General features: G+C 72.1%; 14 protein-coding genes. 4 read left to right on the forward strand and 10 right to left on the reverse strand.

The annotated features are described in order from the left end of the window. Positions 1-65: 65 nt before the first annotated feature. Positions 66-2,939: a type I DNA topoisomerase gene (gene topA / locus QNO07_RS23405; RefSeq protein ID WP_283994289.1), complete on the reverse strand. Its 2,874-nt coding sequence runs from the start codon at positions 2,937-2,939 to the stop codon at positions 66-68. Between the two features lie 180 nt (positions 2,940-3,119). Here topA and QNO07_RS23410 point away from each other — a divergent pair, with 180 nt between their 5' ends. The 3 genes from QNO07_RS23410 (at position 3,120) to QNO07_RS23420 (ending at position 4,382) form a co-directional block, all read left to right on the forward strand. Further along, positions 3,120-3,590, forward strand: coding sequence for a TM2 domain-containing protein (locus QNO07_RS23410; RefSeq protein WP_283994290.1), 471 nt, complete (start codon positions 3,120-3,122; stop codon positions 3,588-3,590). 1 nt (position 3,591) lies between these two features. Further along, complete coding sequence (locus QNO07_RS23415) at positions 3,592-4,005, forward strand: DUF2752 domain-containing protein (protein WP_283994291.1); 414 nt, start codon at positions 3,592-3,594, stop codon at positions 4,003-4,005. Positions 4,006-4,136: 131 nt separating this feature from the next. Continuing rightward, on the forward strand, positions 4,137-4,382 hold the full coding sequence (locus tag QNO07_RS23420; protein WP_283994292.1) for a TM2 domain-containing protein: 246 nt from the start codon (positions 4,137-4,139) through the stop codon (positions 4,380-4,382). Between the two features lie 53 nt (positions 4,383-4,435). Here QNO07_RS23420 and QNO07_RS23425 read toward each other — a convergent pair whose 3' ends face one another. From QNO07_RS23425 to bldG, 6 genes are all read right to left on the reverse strand, one after another. Then, positions 4,436-4,639, reverse strand: a complete 204-nt coding sequence (locus QNO07_RS23425) for a hypothetical protein (protein WP_283994293.1) — start codon at positions 4,637-4,639, stop codon at positions 4,436-4,438. 201 nt (positions 4,640-4,840) lie between these two features. Then, a complete protein-coding gene (locus tag QNO07_RS23430) occupies positions 4,841-6,355 on the reverse strand; it encodes a DUF7059 domain-containing protein (protein ID WP_283994337.1) in 1,515 nt (504 codons plus the stop codon). Between the two features lie 92 nt (positions 6,356-6,447). Then, positions 6,448-7,023, reverse strand: coding sequence for a small secreted protein (locus tag QNO07_RS23435; RefSeq protein WP_283994294.1), 576 nt, complete (start codon positions 7,021-7,023; stop codon positions 6,448-6,450). A 235-nt stretch (positions 7,024-7,258) separates the two neighbouring features. Continuing rightward, complete coding sequence (locus tag QNO07_RS23440) at positions 7,259-9,673, reverse strand: sodium-translocating pyrophosphatase (protein WP_283994295.1); 2,415 nt, start codon at positions 9,671-9,673, stop codon at positions 7,259-7,261. A gap of 672 nt (positions 9,674-10,345) precedes the next feature. Further along, on the reverse strand, positions 10,346-10,780 hold the full coding sequence (locus QNO07_RS23445; protein WP_283994296.1) for an ATP-binding protein: 435 nt from the start codon (positions 10,778-10,780) through the stop codon (positions 10,346-10,348). 93 nt (positions 10,781-10,873) lie between these two features. Beyond that, the gene (bldG, locus tag QNO07_RS23450) at positions 10,874-11,215 is read right to left on the reverse strand and encodes an anti-sigma factor antagonist BldG (RefSeq protein WP_283994297.1); all 342 of its coding nucleotides are present in this window, start codon (positions 11,213-11,215) and stop codon (positions 10,874-10,876) included. A 136-nt stretch (positions 11,216-11,351) separates the two neighbouring features. Between bldG and QNO07_RS23455 the strand changes: the two genes are divergently transcribed. Then, complete coding sequence (locus QNO07_RS23455) at positions 11,352-13,772, forward strand: DEAD/DEAH box helicase (protein ID WP_283994299.1); 2,421 nt, start codon at positions 11,352-11,354, stop codon at positions 13,770-13,772. Here the strand turns inward: QNO07_RS23455 and QNO07_RS23460 are convergent. The 3 genes from QNO07_RS23460 to QNO07_RS23470 form a co-directional block, all read right to left on the reverse strand. Next, the gene (locus tag QNO07_RS23460) at positions 13,696-13,995 is read right to left on the reverse strand and encodes an Rv3654c family TadE-like protein (protein ID WP_502961917.1); all 300 of its coding nucleotides are present in this window, start codon (positions 13,993-13,995) and stop codon (positions 13,696-13,698) included. The genes QNO07_RS23455 and QNO07_RS23460 overlap by 77 nt on opposite strands. Before the next feature lie 70 nt (positions 13,996-14,065). Then, positions 14,066-14,695 carry a TadE family type IV pilus minor pilin gene (locus QNO07_RS27590; RefSeq protein ID WP_349636870.1) on the reverse strand — a complete coding sequence of 210 codons (630 nt, stop codon included), beginning with the start codon at positions 14,693-14,695 and terminating at the stop codon, positions 14,066-14,068. Next, on the reverse strand, positions 14,682-14,882 hold the full coding sequence (locus tag QNO07_RS23470) for a DUF4244 domain-containing protein (protein WP_283994301.1): 201 nt from the start codon (positions 14,880-14,882) through the stop codon (positions 14,682-14,684). The genes QNO07_RS27590 and QNO07_RS23470 overlap by 14 nt, the downstream gene beginning before the upstream one ends. Positions 14,883-14,937: the final 55 nt, after the last annotated feature.

The raw sequence follows: 14,937 nt of genomic DNA on the forward strand, positions 1-14,937 counted from the left end.
GCCCCGGAACACCCGCGCGCGCCCCCGGCGCGGGCACGGCGCGCCGCTTCTCCGCCGCCCCTGCGCTACTTGGCCGCCGCCTTCTTCGCCGCCGCCTTCTTCGCCGGGGCCTTCGCGGCGGCCTTCTTGGCGGTGGCGGTCTTCGCGGCGGTGGCCTTGGTGGCGGTGGCCTTCGTCGCCGAGGCCGCCTTCTTGGCCGTGGTCTTCTTCGCCGCGGTCTTCTTGGCGGCCGTCTTCTTCGCCGGGGCCTTCTTGGCGGTCTTCTTCACCGGACCCTTGGCGCGCTTCTCCGCGAGCAGTTCGAATCCGCGCTCGGGCGTCAGGCTCTCGACCTCGTCGTCCCGGCGCAGGGTCGCGTTGGTCTCCCCGTCGGTGACGTACGGGCCGAAGCGGCCGTCCTTGACGACCACCGGGCGGTCGTTCGTCGGGTCGTTGCCCAGCTCCTTCAGCGGCGGCTTGGCCGCGGCCCGGCCGCGCTGCTTGGGCTGCGCGTAGATGGCCTGGGCCTGTTCGAGCGTGATGGTGAACAGCTGCTCCTCGTTCTCCAGCGAACGGGAGTCGGTGCCCTTCTTCAGGTACGGGCCGTAGCGCCCGTTCTGCGCGGTGATCTCCGCACCGGTCTCCGGGTCGGCGCCGACCACCCGAGGCAGCGACAGCAGCCGCAGCGCGTCCTCCAGCGTGACCGTGTCCAGCGACATCGACTTGAACAGCGAGGCGGTGCGCGGCTTGACGGCGTTCTTGCCGGTCTTCGGCGTGCCCTCGGGCAGCACCTCCGTCACGTACGGGCCGTAGCGGCCGTCGCGGGCGATGACCGGGCGTCCCGTCTCCGGGTCGCTGCCCAGCTCGAAGTCGCCGCTGGGCTTCGCCAGCAACTCCTCGGCGAGCTGGACGGTCAGCTCGTCCGGCGGCAGATCGTCGGGCACGTCGGCCCGCTGGCCGGTCTCGCCCTCGGGGCCGGGACGCTCGACGTAGGGCCCGTAGCGGCCGACGCGCAGCATGATGCCGTCGCCCACCGGGAAGGACGAGACGCCCTTGGCGTCGATCGCACCGAGGTCGGAGACCAGTTCCTTCAGGCCGCCGAGGTGGTCGCCGTCGCCGTTGCCGGCCTTCGCGGCGCCGCCCGCCTCCCCCTGGCCGAAGTAGAAGGTCCGCAGCCACGGCACGGACTCCGCGGCGCCCCGGGCGATGCGGTCGAGGTCGTCCTCCATCTGCGCGGTGAAGTCGTAGTCGACGAGCCGGCCGAAGTGCTTCTCCAGCAGGCCGACCACCGCGAACGACAGGAAGGACGGCACCAGCGCGGTGCCCTTCTTGAAGACGTAGCGGCGGTCCAGGATCGTGCCGATGATCGACGCGTACGTCGACGGGCGGCCGATCTCCCGCTCCTCCAGCTCCTTCACCAGCGTGGCCTCGGTGTAGCGGGCCGGCGGCTTGGTGGCGTGGCCGTCGACGCTCAGCTCCTCGGAGCGCAGTGCGTCGCCCTCGCTGACCTGCGGCAGCCGGCGCTCGCGGTCGTCGAGTTCGGCGTTGGGGTCGTCGGCGCCCTCGACGTAGGCCTTCATGAAGCCGTGGAAGGTGATCATCTTGCCGGACGCGGAGAACTCGGTGTCCCGCCCGTCCGCGGACCGTCCGCCGACCTTCACCGTCACCGACTGGCCGGTGGCGTCCTTCATCTGGGAGGCAACCGTCCGCTTCCAGATCAGCTCGTACAGCCGGAACTGGTCGCCGGTGAGGCCGGTCTCGGCCGGGGTGCGGAAGCGGTCGCCGGAGGGGCGTACCGCCTCGTGCGCCTCCTGCGCGTTCTTGACCTTGCCCGCGTAGGACCGCGGCTTGTCCGGCAGGTACTCGGCGCCGTACAGCTGCGTCACCTGGGCACGGGCCGCGGAGACGGCCGTGTCGGACAGCGTCGTGGAGTCCGTACGCATGTAGGTGATGAAGCCGTTCTCGTACAGCTTCTGCGCCACCTGCATGGTGACCTTGGCGCCGAAGCCGAGCTTGCGGGACGCCTCCTGCTGGAGCGTGGTGGTACGGAACGGCGCGTAGGGCGAGCGGCGGTAGGGCTTGGACTCCACCGAGCGCACGGCGAAGTCGGTGCTCTCCAGCGCGGCGGCCAGAGCCCTCGCGTTCTGCTCGTCCAGGTGCAGCAGCTGCTCGCCGCTGCGCGGCGTCTTGAGCACGCCGTCCGGACCGAAGTCGCGGCCCTGCGCCACCCGGCGGCCGTCGACGGCGGTGAGACGGGCGGTCAGCGAGTCCGGGTCGGAGGCGTCCCCCGCCCGGCCCGTGCGGAACACGCCGGTGAGGTCCCAGTACTCGGCGGAGCGGAACGCGATGCGCTCGCGCTCCCGCTCGACGACGAGCCGGGTCGCCACCGACTGCACGCGGCCCGCCGACAGCCGCGGCATGACCTTCTTCCACAGCACCGGGGAGACCTCGTAGCCGTAGAGCCGGTCGAGGATGCGGCGGGTCTCCTGCGCGTCGACGAGTTTCTGGTCGAGTTCGCGGGTGTTGTTGACGGCGTCGCGGATGGCGTCCTTGGTGATCTCGTTGAAGACCATCCGGCGCACCGGGACCTTCGGCTTCAGCACCTCCTGGAGATGCCAGGCGATCGCCTCGCCCTCGCGGTCCTCATCGGTTGCGAGAAAGAGCTCGTCGGATTCCGCGAGCAGCTGCTTCAGCTTCTTGACCTGGTCGCGTTTGTCGCTGTTCACGACGTACAGCGGCTCGAAATCGTGGTCGACGTTCACCCCGAGGCGGGCCCAGGACTCACCCTTGTACTTGGCGGGAACCTCGGCGGCGCCGTTCGGCAGGTCGCGGATGTGCCCGACACTCGCCTCGACGACATAGCCAGGGCCGAGGTAGCCCTTGATCGTCTTCGCTTTGGCGGGGGACTCGACGATCACGAGTCGGCGTCCGCCGTGCGCGGATTCGCTGGTCGGGGACAACTTCTCGCTCTTCTCTCCGGTCGACTGTCGCGCTCGGTGCGTTGCGCTGACGCTGCGGAGTGTGACGGTACCTCCCGGCACTCTGTCAAACGGAAAAACTCCGCAACGCCACTCGAACGGTAACCCGACAACCGCCATTCCTGCCGCCCGGCGGCGGCTGGCAGTATGTCTGAGCAATTGATGTCCCATCTCACATCCCGGGGGAACACCGTGTCCGACCCGCAGCAGAATCCCTACAGCGGCCAGCCCGGACAGCCGGGCCAGAACCCCTACGAGCAGCACGGCCACCAGGGCTACGGCCAGCCGGGACAGCAGCCGTACGGGCAGCCCGGTCAGCCCGGTCAGCCGGCCTACGGCTACCCGCAGCAGCCCCCGCCCGGCCCCGGCATGTACGGAGCCAACCCGCAGGCCCCCTACGGCTACGACCCGTACGGGCGCCCCTATTCGGACAAGTCCAAGATCGTCGCCGGCGTGTTGCAGCTGTTCATCGGCACGCTGGGCATCGGACGCTTCTACACCGGCCACATCGGCATCGGCGTCGCACAGCTGCTGACCTGCGGCGGCCTGGGCATCTGGGCCCTGGTCGACGGCATCATCTTCCTGGTCAGCGACGACCGCACGGACGCCGAGGGCCGACTGCTGAGGAGCTGAGATGAAGGCCGCCGCGCGCCGGGGCGACGCCCCACGGGTCCATCCGGCCGTGGCACCGCTCGCCGCCCTGGCCGCCTCGGCGGCGGGCGCGGTGTACCTGTGGGGCACCGACCCGCACCAGCCGGGGCAGCTGCTGCCGCGCTGCCCGGTGAACTGGGCCACCGGGCTGCTCTGCCCCGCCTGCGGCGGCACCCGGATGGCGTACGACCTGCTGCACGGGGACGTGGCCGCCGCGTTCGCCGACAACGCCGTGCTGCTCGTGCTCGGCGTCCCGCTGGCCGCCTGGCTGGGCGGCCGGTGGCTCGTCGAGGGACTGCGCGGGCGCCGCTACCGGCCCGCGATCGGCACGCGCGGCGTCGGCGCCATCCTCGGCATTGCCCTCGTCTGGGTGCTTGTGCGCAACTTGTCCGGCTGACGCAGGTCACTTTTCGGCCACAGCTCTGCGGAACACCGCAACCTCCGGGCGCCCTGCAGGGTCATGTCAGCGCCGTGCAGCAGCACGGCACTTGACGGTACGCGAAGTACCCGCGCAGAGGAGCCCGACCCGTGTCCTACCCCGCCACCGCCCCGAACGGCCAGCCCTACTCCGACAAGTCGAAGATCGTGGCCGGCGTGCTGCAGCTCGTCCTCGGCGTGCTGGGCGTCGGACGGTTCTACACCGGCCACATCGGCATGGGCGTCGCCCAGCTGCTGACCTGCGGCGGCCTGGGCATCTGGTCCCTCGTCGACGGCATCCTGTTCCTGGTCAGCAACGACCGCACCGACTCGGAGGGCCGCCCGCTGCGCGGCTGACACCGGGCAGAGCGGCGGTGGCCCGGGCCATAGGCATCCGGTGCCACCGCCGTTCACCCACTGTGCCTCATCAGCAGCCACATCCCGCACGTGAGATAGCCCACCCCGAACGCCGCGGCGAGCACGGCCGCAGCCGCCGGACGCTCCACCACGGCCACCGGCTCGCCCCGGCGGACCCTCACCGCGGTCCACAGCAGCAGGCCGGCGCCGAACGACGCGCAGACCACCCCGGCGAAGACAGCGGGTGCGTATTCCATGCCGCGGAGCCTGGCGGCGCCGGGCGGCGGCCACCGCACCCGCGGACGACCGCCGGGCGAACGGCGGGTGAACGCCTGCCCGGCGAGCGGCCGGCGCGAGCGGCGCCAGCCCCCGGCGCACGAGCGGCCTCAGCCTCCCGGGGTGCGTCGGGGTGCGCCGGCTCCGGGGTGCGCCGACTCCGGGGTGCGCCGACTCCGGGGTCAGGGGTTGTGCGGGATCAGGAAGCCCTGCTCCACGAGCAGCCGGATGGCCTGCGGCGTCCGGTCGCGCAGCTGGACGGCGTCGTCACCGACCAGCTGGGCGATGGCGTCCAGGATGCGCCCCGCCGTCAGCGTGCCGTCGCAGACCCCGGCGAAGCCGGCGCCCACGGTGTCCACCCGCGTGGCGCGTCGCATGCCGCGCTGCTGGCGCAGCACCACGTGCTCGGGGTCCTCCGCGCCGGGCGGCCCGACCTGCTCCTGCACGACCCCCTCCGCGAGCTGGAAGCGCGTGTCCAGCAGCGCCGCGTCGTCGCAGCGGTGCAGGAAGTCCTGCCGGGCGAAGTGCTCGCGGACGGTCTCCCCGAGGGGCTGCTCCACTGGGTGCGTCCACTCCTCGACCGTGCAGTGCGGCACCTCGGAACCGGACTTTCGCAGCGTGATCCAGCCGAAGCCGACCGCCTGGGTGCCGCGCCTCTCGAAGGCGTCCAGCCACGCGTCGTAGCGGGCCGTGTAGGCGCCCGGGTCACCGCGGTGGTCACCGCCGTCGCGCAACCACAGCTCGGTGTACTGGGTGACGTCCTGCACCTCGCGCTGCACGATCCACGCGTCGCAGCCGCGCGGCACCCACGAGCGCAGCCGCTCGTGCCAGTCCTCAGCGTCGTTTAGCTGCCAGTTGGCGAGCAGCTGGCAGTAGCCGCCGTCCGCGAGGTGGTCGGCGGCGTTCTCGACCAGGGCGCGGCACAGGTCGTCCCCGCGCATGCCGGCCTCGCGGTAGGTGAGCCGCTCCTCACCGAGCCCTTCGGGGGAGATGACGAACGGCGGGTTGGAGACGATCAGGTCGTACGGGGCGTCCTGCGCGACCGGCTCGAACAACGAGCCCCGGCGCAGGTCGGCGGCGGGCGCGCCGGACAGCGCGAGCGTCAGCTCGGCGAAGTGCAGCGCACGCGGGTTGACGTCCGTGGCGGTGACGTGGGTGGCGTGTTGCGCGGCGTGCAGGGCCTGGATGCCCGAGCCGGTGCCGATGTCCAGTGCCCGGCCGACCGGGGTGCGCACCGCCAGCCCGGCGAGCGTCGTGGACGCCCCGCCCACCCCGAGCACGATGTCGGCCCGCCGGTCGGCGACCCCGGCCGCCCCGCCCACCGCGCACCCCAGGTCGGACACCACCCACCAGTCCTCACCGGCGGGGCCGCTGTACGGCCTGATGTCGACGGTGGCCCGGACGTCGCCGTTCGCGGTCGCCCGCAGCCAGCCGTCCACCAGGGCGTCGTCGACCGGCAGCGCGGCGTGCGCCCGCGCACGGGAGACGGGCCGCTGGAGCAGGAACAGCCGCACCAGGGTCTCCAGCGGCCCGTCGCCGCGGGTGGCGCGGACGGCCGGAACCGTCTCGCTGCGGGCGAGGGCGGCATAGGCGGGGGCGCCGAGCAGCTCCAGCAGCCCGTCGGCGGTGAAGCCGACAGTCTGCAGGGACTCGCGCAGCCGGGGCGTGCCGGCGCTGTTGACGGTGGGCAGGTGCATGGTCACCCGACCATTGTGGCGGGTGCCGCCCGGCGGCTCCTGTTGTGGGGTCGGGCGTGGCGGGGTGGGGCGTCGGCAGGGGCGGGGGGAAGTCAGGCGGCGGAGGGGCTGGCCTCGCCCGGACCGGGCTTCCTGCAGCCGTCCTGCTCCGCCATGGCCTTGCCCAGGTCACCGGACTGGAGCTTGTTGATTGCCTGGTCGCCGCTCTTGCCGAGCGTCTTGAGGTCGTCGGCGATCTCCTTCAGATCGTCGGCGAACTCCGCCCGGTCCTTGGGGTCCATGCCGTCGATCTTCTCCTTCAGGCCGGTGTAGGAGGCCGAGATGCCGTTGAGCTCCTTCACCGCGTCCTTCCGCAGCGTCTCGCCCTCCTCGACCGGCGGCTCGCCGGCCTTGTCGACGGCGACGGCCAGCGACTTGTACGCCTCGGAGATCTGCTGGAAGGCCGCGGAGTCCGCCTTCTGCACGTCCTCGGAGGAGCTGTCCTTGTCGCTGTGCTCGGAGATCGAGGTGTTGGCGTCCTGGATCTTCTTGACCTGCGGCTGCAGCTGGTCGCAGACCTTCTTGGCCCAGGACCGGGCCTTCTCGTCGCTGTCGTCGCTACTGCACCCGGTCAGCGCCAGAGCGAGTACCGCACCGCCGCTGAGCGCCGAAGCAAGCTTCCTGTTCACCGGATCCGTCCCTTCGTGGCTACCCGGCCGGAAGATACACGCCATCGGTGCGTCAACGACGAGCCGGGCGATCCACTCGGCGCTTTTTGTGACGCAATCCACCATCTGTACCAAGGGAGACGGGGACCGTCTCACACAGGGCGCACCGAGACCCGGACGCCCGGACGGGTGACACACCGGGGTGCGCCACCCGTCCGTTCGCGGCACTTACGGGCCGCCGCGTCCCGGCCGTCCCCTAGGGGGCGGCCACCGGGTCGGTCGAGCCGGTCCGCCGCTCGGCGGGGTCACCGTCCCCGCCGTCCCCCGCGATGCCGCGCCGCTTGGACACGTACACCGCACCCGCGATCACCATCGCGGCGATCACCGCGACGGTGGTCCGTACGGCGGTGTTGGCGTCGTCGCCGTAGGAGACGGTCACCACCGCCGGCGCGATGAGCAGCGCCACCAGGTTCATGACCTTCAGCAGCGGGTTGATGGCGGGACCCGCGGTGTCCTTGAACGGGTCGCCGACCGTGTCGCCGATGACGGTGGCCGCGTGCGCCTCACTGCCCTTGCCGCCGTGGTGCCCGTCCTCCACGAGCTTCTTCGCGTTGTCCCAGGCGCCTCCGGAGTTCGCAAGGAACACCGCCATCAGCAGACCGGCGCCGATCGCCCCGGCCAGGAAGGAGGCGAGCGCGCCGACGCCGAGGGTGAAGCCCACGAAGATCGGCGCCATCACCGCCAGCAGACCCGGCGTGGACAGCTCGCGCAGCGCGTCCTTCGTGCAGATGTCGACGACACGTCCGTACTCGGGCTTCTCGGTGTAGTCCATGATCCCGGGGTGCTCGCGGAACTGCCGCCGCACCTCGTAGACCACCGACCCGGCCGACCTGGACACCGCGTTGATCGCCAGCCCGGAGAAGAGGAAGACCACCGAGGTGCCCAGGATCAGGCCCACCAGGTTGTTCGGCTGGGAGATGTCCAGACTCAGCCCCAGCTCACCCGCTCCGGCGTTCACCTCCGCCACCGCCGTGGCGATGGCGTCGCGGTAGGACCCGAACAGGGCTGCCGCCGCGAGCACCGCTGTGGCGATGGCGATGCCCTTGGTGATCGCCTTCGTGGTGTTGCCGACCGCGTCGAGGTCGGTGAGCACCTGCGCGCCCTCCCCCCGCACGTCGCCGGACATCTCCGCGATGCCCTGCGCGTTGTCCGACACCGGGCCGAAGGTGTCCATCGCGACGATCACACCGACCGTGGTGAGCAGCCCGGTGCCGGCGAGCGCGACGGCGAACAGGGCCAGCATCACCGACGTGCCACCGAGCAGGAACGCGCCGTAGACGCTCAGGCCGATCAGCAGAGCGGTGTAGACGGCCGACTCCAGACCCAGGGAGACGCCGGAGAGGATCACCGTCGCCGGACCGGTCAGCGAGGTCTTGCCGACGTCCTTCACCGGCTTGCGTGTCGTCTCCGTGAAGTAGCCGGTGAGCTGCTGGATGACGGCGGCGAGCACGATGCCGATGGCGACCGCGAGCAGCGCGATCAGCCGCGGGTCGCCGTCGTGGGCGGCGATCGCCGCGTCCCCGACGTTGTCCAGCTCCGCGAAGGTCGCCGGCAGGTAGGTGTAGGCGGCGACGGCGACGAGCGCCAGCGAGATGACCGCGGAGATGAAGAAGCCGCGGTTGATGGCGGACATGCCGCTGCGGTCGCGCCGCCGGGGGGCGACGACGAAGACACCGACCATGGCGGTGAGCACGCCGATGGCCGGAACCATCAGCGGGAACGCCAGGCCGGCGTCGCCGAACGCGACCGTGCCCAGGATCAGGCTGGCGACCAGGACGACGGCGTAGGACTCGAACAGGTCGGCCGCCATGCCCGCGCAGTCGCCGACGTTGTCCCCCACGTTGTCCGCGATGGTCGCCGCGTTGCGCGGGTCGTCCTCGGGAATGCCCTTCTCGACCTTGCCGACGAGGTCGGCGCCGACGTCGGCGGCCTTGGTGAAGATGCCGCCGCCGACACGCATGAACATGGCGATGAGGGCGGCACCCAGGCCGAATCCCTCCAGCACCTTCGGCGCGTCGGCCGCGTAGACGAGCACGACGCAGGCCGCACCGAGCAGGCCGAGTCCCACCGTGCACATTCCGACGACGCCACCCGTGCGGAAAGCGATCTTCATTGCGCGGTGCGACACGACGGTGAGGTCCTTCGCCGGTTCACCGTCCGCGGAACTCGCCTCCCGGGCGGCCGCAGCGACCCGCACGTTGCTTCGGACCGCGAGCCACATGCCGATATAGCCGGTGGCGGCTGAGAAAAGCGCGCCGACCAGGAAGAACAGCGAGCGGCCCAGTCGCTGGTTCGTATCGTCGGCAGGCAGCAGCATGAGCAGGAAGAAGACCACCACGGCAAAAACGCCGAGCGTGCGCATCTGCCGGGCCAGATAGGCGTTGGCGCCCTCCTGGACCGCCGCCGCGATCTCCTTCATCCGATCGGTGCCCTCGCCGGCCGCGAGCACCTGGCGCGCCAGCACCACGGCCACGACAAGCGCTGCCACCGCGACGACGGCGATCACCAGCACCCAGCCGCGGTTGCCCGAGGTGAGTACGGCGTCGGCCAGCAGGTGGTGGTTCTCGAGCTGGTGATGGTTCTCAAGAGGGGGGAGAAGTTGCCCCGCCATTCGTCCTCCTTGACGTTTGGCACATGGGCGCGCGCAAGCACACGCTCAGGCGTCCTGCAGCAAAGACGTGGACGGATTGTAGGGAGCTGATCCGGAACAAAACAGGGTGCGGTGACGGGAATTCGCCTGCAGCAGCGAAGATCAATTTCTTCGGGTCACGTAATTCCCCCACTTGGCGGAATAGCGGGGACCGGCGGGGCGGGGGAGAACGATCACGCGTAATGATCTACGCGTTCGGCAGCCGGGTCACTGACCGGGGGATAAACCACCGCGCCCGGGGGATTCCGCGATGGGCCGGTGCGCCTGTCCGGGTGACGGGAGGGGCGACGGGGGCGGCGGAGACGGCAGCCGACAGCCGGGACGGCGTCCGCCGTCCGGGGCGTGGCGAGGCGCGTGTGCAGACGACGAGCGGCCGGATCGCGTCACCGGCGGACACGGCAGCACGGCCGGGGGGAGCGGCCGGGAAGGAGCGCGGCCGGGAAGGCGGAGCCGGACAGGGAGCCCGCGCGCTCCCTGACGGTGAGTCAGGGGTGCACGAGGTGCACGTGGGCGCCGGTGGACCGGGGGCCGCAGGGAACGCGGCGGCGCCAGGCTGCGGTCGGCGCCCGGGCAGGGACGGCGCGGGGGCAGGCTCGCGCCAGGGCGCGGTCGGCGTCAGGCGCGCGGTCGGCGTCAGGGCAGAGTCGAGGTGGCCGTGGGCCATGTCATGCGGATGAGGCCGCCGAGGCCGTCGGACGTCACCTCGACGTCGTCGACGAGACCGCTGATGACGGCCAGGCCCATCTCGCCCTCGCCCTCGGCCAGCTCGGCAGCCGCCGCGGACCGGGCGTCGTCGCCCCCCTGGGAGGCGGACACGCCGGACACGTCGTCGCCCACCTCGATGCAGAACTTCTTCTCGTCCTCGATCAGGGCGACCCGCACGGGCGTGTCGAGGCCGCTACTGATGTGCAGCCCCACCGCACGGCTGCACGCCTCGCCCACGGCGAGGCGGACCTCGTCGAGCACCGCTTCGTCGACTCCGGCACGACGGGCCACGGCGGCTGCCACCAACCGGGCCGTACGCACATGCTCCGGAAGCGCGCTGAAACGCAGTTCGACGGTGGCCATGCCATCCCCCTGGGTGTCGTACGGCGAGCCGTCCAGGGGCCGGGCCGGTGGTGCCGGCCGTGGCCCCCGGAGGCAGGCCTGGGTTCGGTTCCGTCAGTCCGTGGCCGAGACGGCCTCGTCGACCGAGGTGTGAATCGGGAACACCTTGGTCAGACCGGTGATACGGAAGATCTTGAGAATGCGCTCCTGGTTGCAGACCAGGCGCAACGAACCCTCGTGCGCACGGACTCGCTTCAGGCCACCGACGAGGACGCCGAGCCCGGTGGAGTCGAGGAAGTCGACACCTTCCATATCCACGACAAGGTGGAAGCTTCCATCGTTCACCAGCTCCACGAGCTGCTCACGCAGCTTGGGCGCTGTGTATACATCGATCTCGCCACCCACCTCGACGATCGTGCGATCGCCGACGGTACGGGTCGACAGGGACAGGTCCACGGATCCTCCAGCACCTTGCTATCGAGCGGTCGCCCCCCATGGATCGGCAGCCGCAGGGGCATTCAATCACTTACCTACCGGCCCGCACGACGCCTTGCGGTCATTGTCCGTCGCGGCGGTGACACACTCGGACCCGATGGCCAGCAACCAGCGTCCGCTTTCACCGGGCTCCCGCCCGGCCCCGGCGGCTCCAAGATCGGTTCTCGCCGCCCTGACCGAAGGGCCAGGTCGGGCTGCGCGCGTCACTCATACGGAGCACTTGCCCCCGCGCCCCGGACGTCATGCGGAATGGCCCGATCCGATCCGTCCGGAACTGGTCGACGCCGTCCGGGCGGCCGGCATCGAGAGGCCCTGGGAGCACCAGGCCCTCGCCGCCGCGCACGCCCTGGACGGGGAGTCGGTCGTAGTGGCCACCGGCACGGCCTCGGGCAAGTCGCTCGCCTACGGGCTGCCGGTGCTCAACGCCCTGCTGGAGGGCTCCGAGGCGCCCAACGGGCGGGGCGCCACGGCGCTCTACCTGGCTCCCACCAAGGCGCTCGCAGCCGACCAGCGGCGGGCCGTGGGCGGGCTCACCGCGCCACTGGGCAAGGCCGTGCGGGCCGCCGTCTACGACGGCGACACGCCGTACGAGGAACGCGAGTGGGTGCGGCAGTACGCCAACTACGTGCTCACCAATCCGGACATGCTGCACCGCGGCATGCTGCCCGCCCATCCGCGCTGGGCCTCCTTCCTGCGGGCGCTGCGGTACGTCGTGGTCGACGAGTGCCACACCTACCGCGGTGTCTTCGGTTCGCACGTCGCTCAGGTTCTTCGCCGGCTTCGGCGCGTCGCGGCCCGGTACGGGGCTGAACCGGCCTTCCTGCTGGCGTCGGCGACCGCTGCGGACCCGGGCGTGTCCGCAGGGCGGCTGACCGGTGTGCCGGTGACCGAGGTGACCGAGGACACGTCGCCGCGCGGGGAACTGGTGTTCGCGTTGTGGGAGCCGCCCCTGACCGAGCTCACCGGCGAGCGCGGTGCTCCCGTGCGGCGGACCGCGACCGCCGAGACGGCCGAACTGCTGACGGACCTGACGGCGGCGGGCGTACGCACCGTCGCCTTCGTCCGTTCGCGGCGCGGCGCGGAACTGGTGTCGGTGATCGCTCAGGAGCGGCTGGGCCAAGTGGACCGCTCGCTGCCCGGCCGCGTGGCCGCGTACCGCGGCGGCTACCTGCCCGAGGAACGCCGGGCGCTGGAGCGCGCCCTGCACAGCGGCGAACTGCTCGGCCTCGCCGCCACCACCGCGCTGGAGCTGGGGGTGGACGTGTCCGGCCTGGACGCCGTGCTGCTCGCGGGCTATCCCGGCACCCGTGCCTCGCTGTGGCAGCAGGCGGGCCGCGCCGGACGACGCGGGCAGGGCGCGCTCGCCGTGCTCGTCGCCCGCGACGATCCGCTCGACACCTATCTGGTGCACCACCCGGACGCGTTGTTCCGGCAGCCCGTCGAGAGCACGGTGCTCGACCCGGACAACCCCTACGTGCTGGCCCCGCACCTCTGCGCCGCCGCGGCGGAGATCCCGCTCACCGAGGCCGACCTCGCCCTGTTCGGCCCGGCCGCCGCCGGTCTGATGCCGCAGCTGGAGCAGCGCAGGCTGCTCCGGCGGCGGGGCGGCGCCTGGTACTGGACCCGCCGGGAGCGGGCCGCCGACCTCACCGACATCCGCGGGCAGGGCGGCAGGCCCGTACAGGTCGTCGAGGCGGCCACCGGGCGACTGCTGGGCACCGTCGACGCAGCGGCGGCGCACTCCACGGTGCACGAGGGAGCGGTGCACCTCCACCAGGGCCGCACCTACGTCGTCCGGCAGCTGCACCTGGACGATCCGGACGGCGCGGTGGCGCTGGTGGAGGCGGAGAGCCCGCCGTGGTCGACGGTGGCCAGGGACACCACCGCCGTCTCGGTGCTCGAAACCGAGACCGAGGTGGCGTGGGGTGCCGGCCGGCTGTGCTTCGGATCGGTGGAGGTGACCCACCAGGTGGTCTCCTATCTGCGTCGAAAGCTGATCACCGGGGAGGTGCTCGGCGAGACCAAACTGGACCTGCCGCCACGCACCCTGCGCACCCGGGCGGTGTGGTGGACGGTGACCGAGGACCAGCTGGACGCCGCCCGCATCAACCCCGAGGTGCTGCCCGGTGCGCTGCATGCCGCCGAGCACGCCTCGATCGGCATGCTGCCGCTCTTCGCGACCTGCGACCGCTGGGACATCGGCGGCGTGTCCGTGCCACTGCACCCCGACACCCTGCTGCCGACGGTCTTCGTCTACGACGGCCACCCCGGGGGCGCCGGCTTCGCAGAGCGCGCCTTCCGCACGGCCCGCGAGTGGCTGACCGCCACTGCGGAGGCCATCGCCTCCTGCGAGTGCGACAGCGGGTGCCCCTCGTGCGTCCAGTCGCCGAAGTGCGGCAACGGCAACGACCCGCTGCACAAGCGGGGAGCACTGCGGCTCCTCACCGAACTGCTGCGGGCGGCCCCGCACGGGAGCGCACCTGCGAGCGGTACGGCCCCCACGCCGCCTCCGCCGTGAGATCGGCGACGCCCTCGTGGACGAGGCAGCGCACCACGCCTGCCCGCTGGGCCTCGGCCACCCTGCGCGCCTCCGCGCAGGCCCGCCGGGTGCCGTGCGGGGCGTGGTCGGCGGCGGCCAGCGCTGCCAGGTCGGCGGCGGCGCCCGCCCGGTGGCGGGTCTGAACCGCCTGGCCCAGCGTCAGCAGTAGCGCGAAGACCGCGCAGAGCGCTCCGGCGCACACCGCCGTCCACACCGTCGCCGAGCCGCCGTCCCCCGCCGCCGGAGGCCGCCGACCCCTCCCGGGCGGTCGCCTACCGAGCGGTCGCCGACTCGGGCGGCGCCGGCTCGACGGCACCACTCGGCCCAACATCCGGCCCACCGCGCGGCCCACGGCTCGGCTCAACGTTCGGCCGGGCGTCCGGCTGAGCGTCCGGTCGGGCGTCCGGTCGGGCGTCCGGCGCACCGTCCGGCTGGGCGTCGGCGCCTGCGTGGGGGCCGGGGCCGGGTGCGCTGCCGAGCCCGGAGTCGGGATCGGGGCCGGGGTCGGGGTCAGTGCTGCGGTCCGGGACGGCGAGCGGGAACAGCGAGGTCGGCCGTTCCGCGCGCGCCACCGCTTCACCGTGGACCTCCGCCGAGAGCGGGCCGGGGCCGACGGACCGGGCCGTGACCTGTACGCGGACGAGCGGCCCTTCCCGTTCGACAAGCACCCGCGCACCCCTCGGTGCGACCTCCCGCGCCGCGCTGAGCACCTGCTGGGCGTCCTCCGCCCGTGCCGCCGCGCGGGCACCGGCTCGTGCGGCATCGAGGCACTGGATCTTGCTGCCCATCGCCAGCAGCCCCCAGAGCAGCACTGCCAGGAGAAGCACCAGGCAGGGCACCACCACGGCCGTCTCCGCGGTGCTCTGCCCGCTGTCCCGCCGCCACGGCTCAGAACCCCGCATCGAGGGCTCGCTGGACCAGCCCGCCCATGGCAGCGCTCACGGCGTCGCTGGTCACGACCTGGTAGAGCACGGCGGCGAAGCCGCAGGCCGCGATCGTCCCGACGGCGTACTCGGCGGTGCTCATGCCGGCGTCACGGCAGCGGCTCCCGAAGCGTTGGGCCAGCACCCGGCGTACTCGGTTGTGCATGGTGGTTCTCCTCGTCTCTGGGTGGTTCTGCTGAGTGGGTGAAAAGGTCGGGGTG

It is taken from the genome of Streptomyces sp. 549 (assembly GCF_030124175.1).
Classification (GTDB): Bacteria; Actinomycetota; Actinomycetes; order Streptomycetales; family Streptomycetaceae; genus Streptomyces.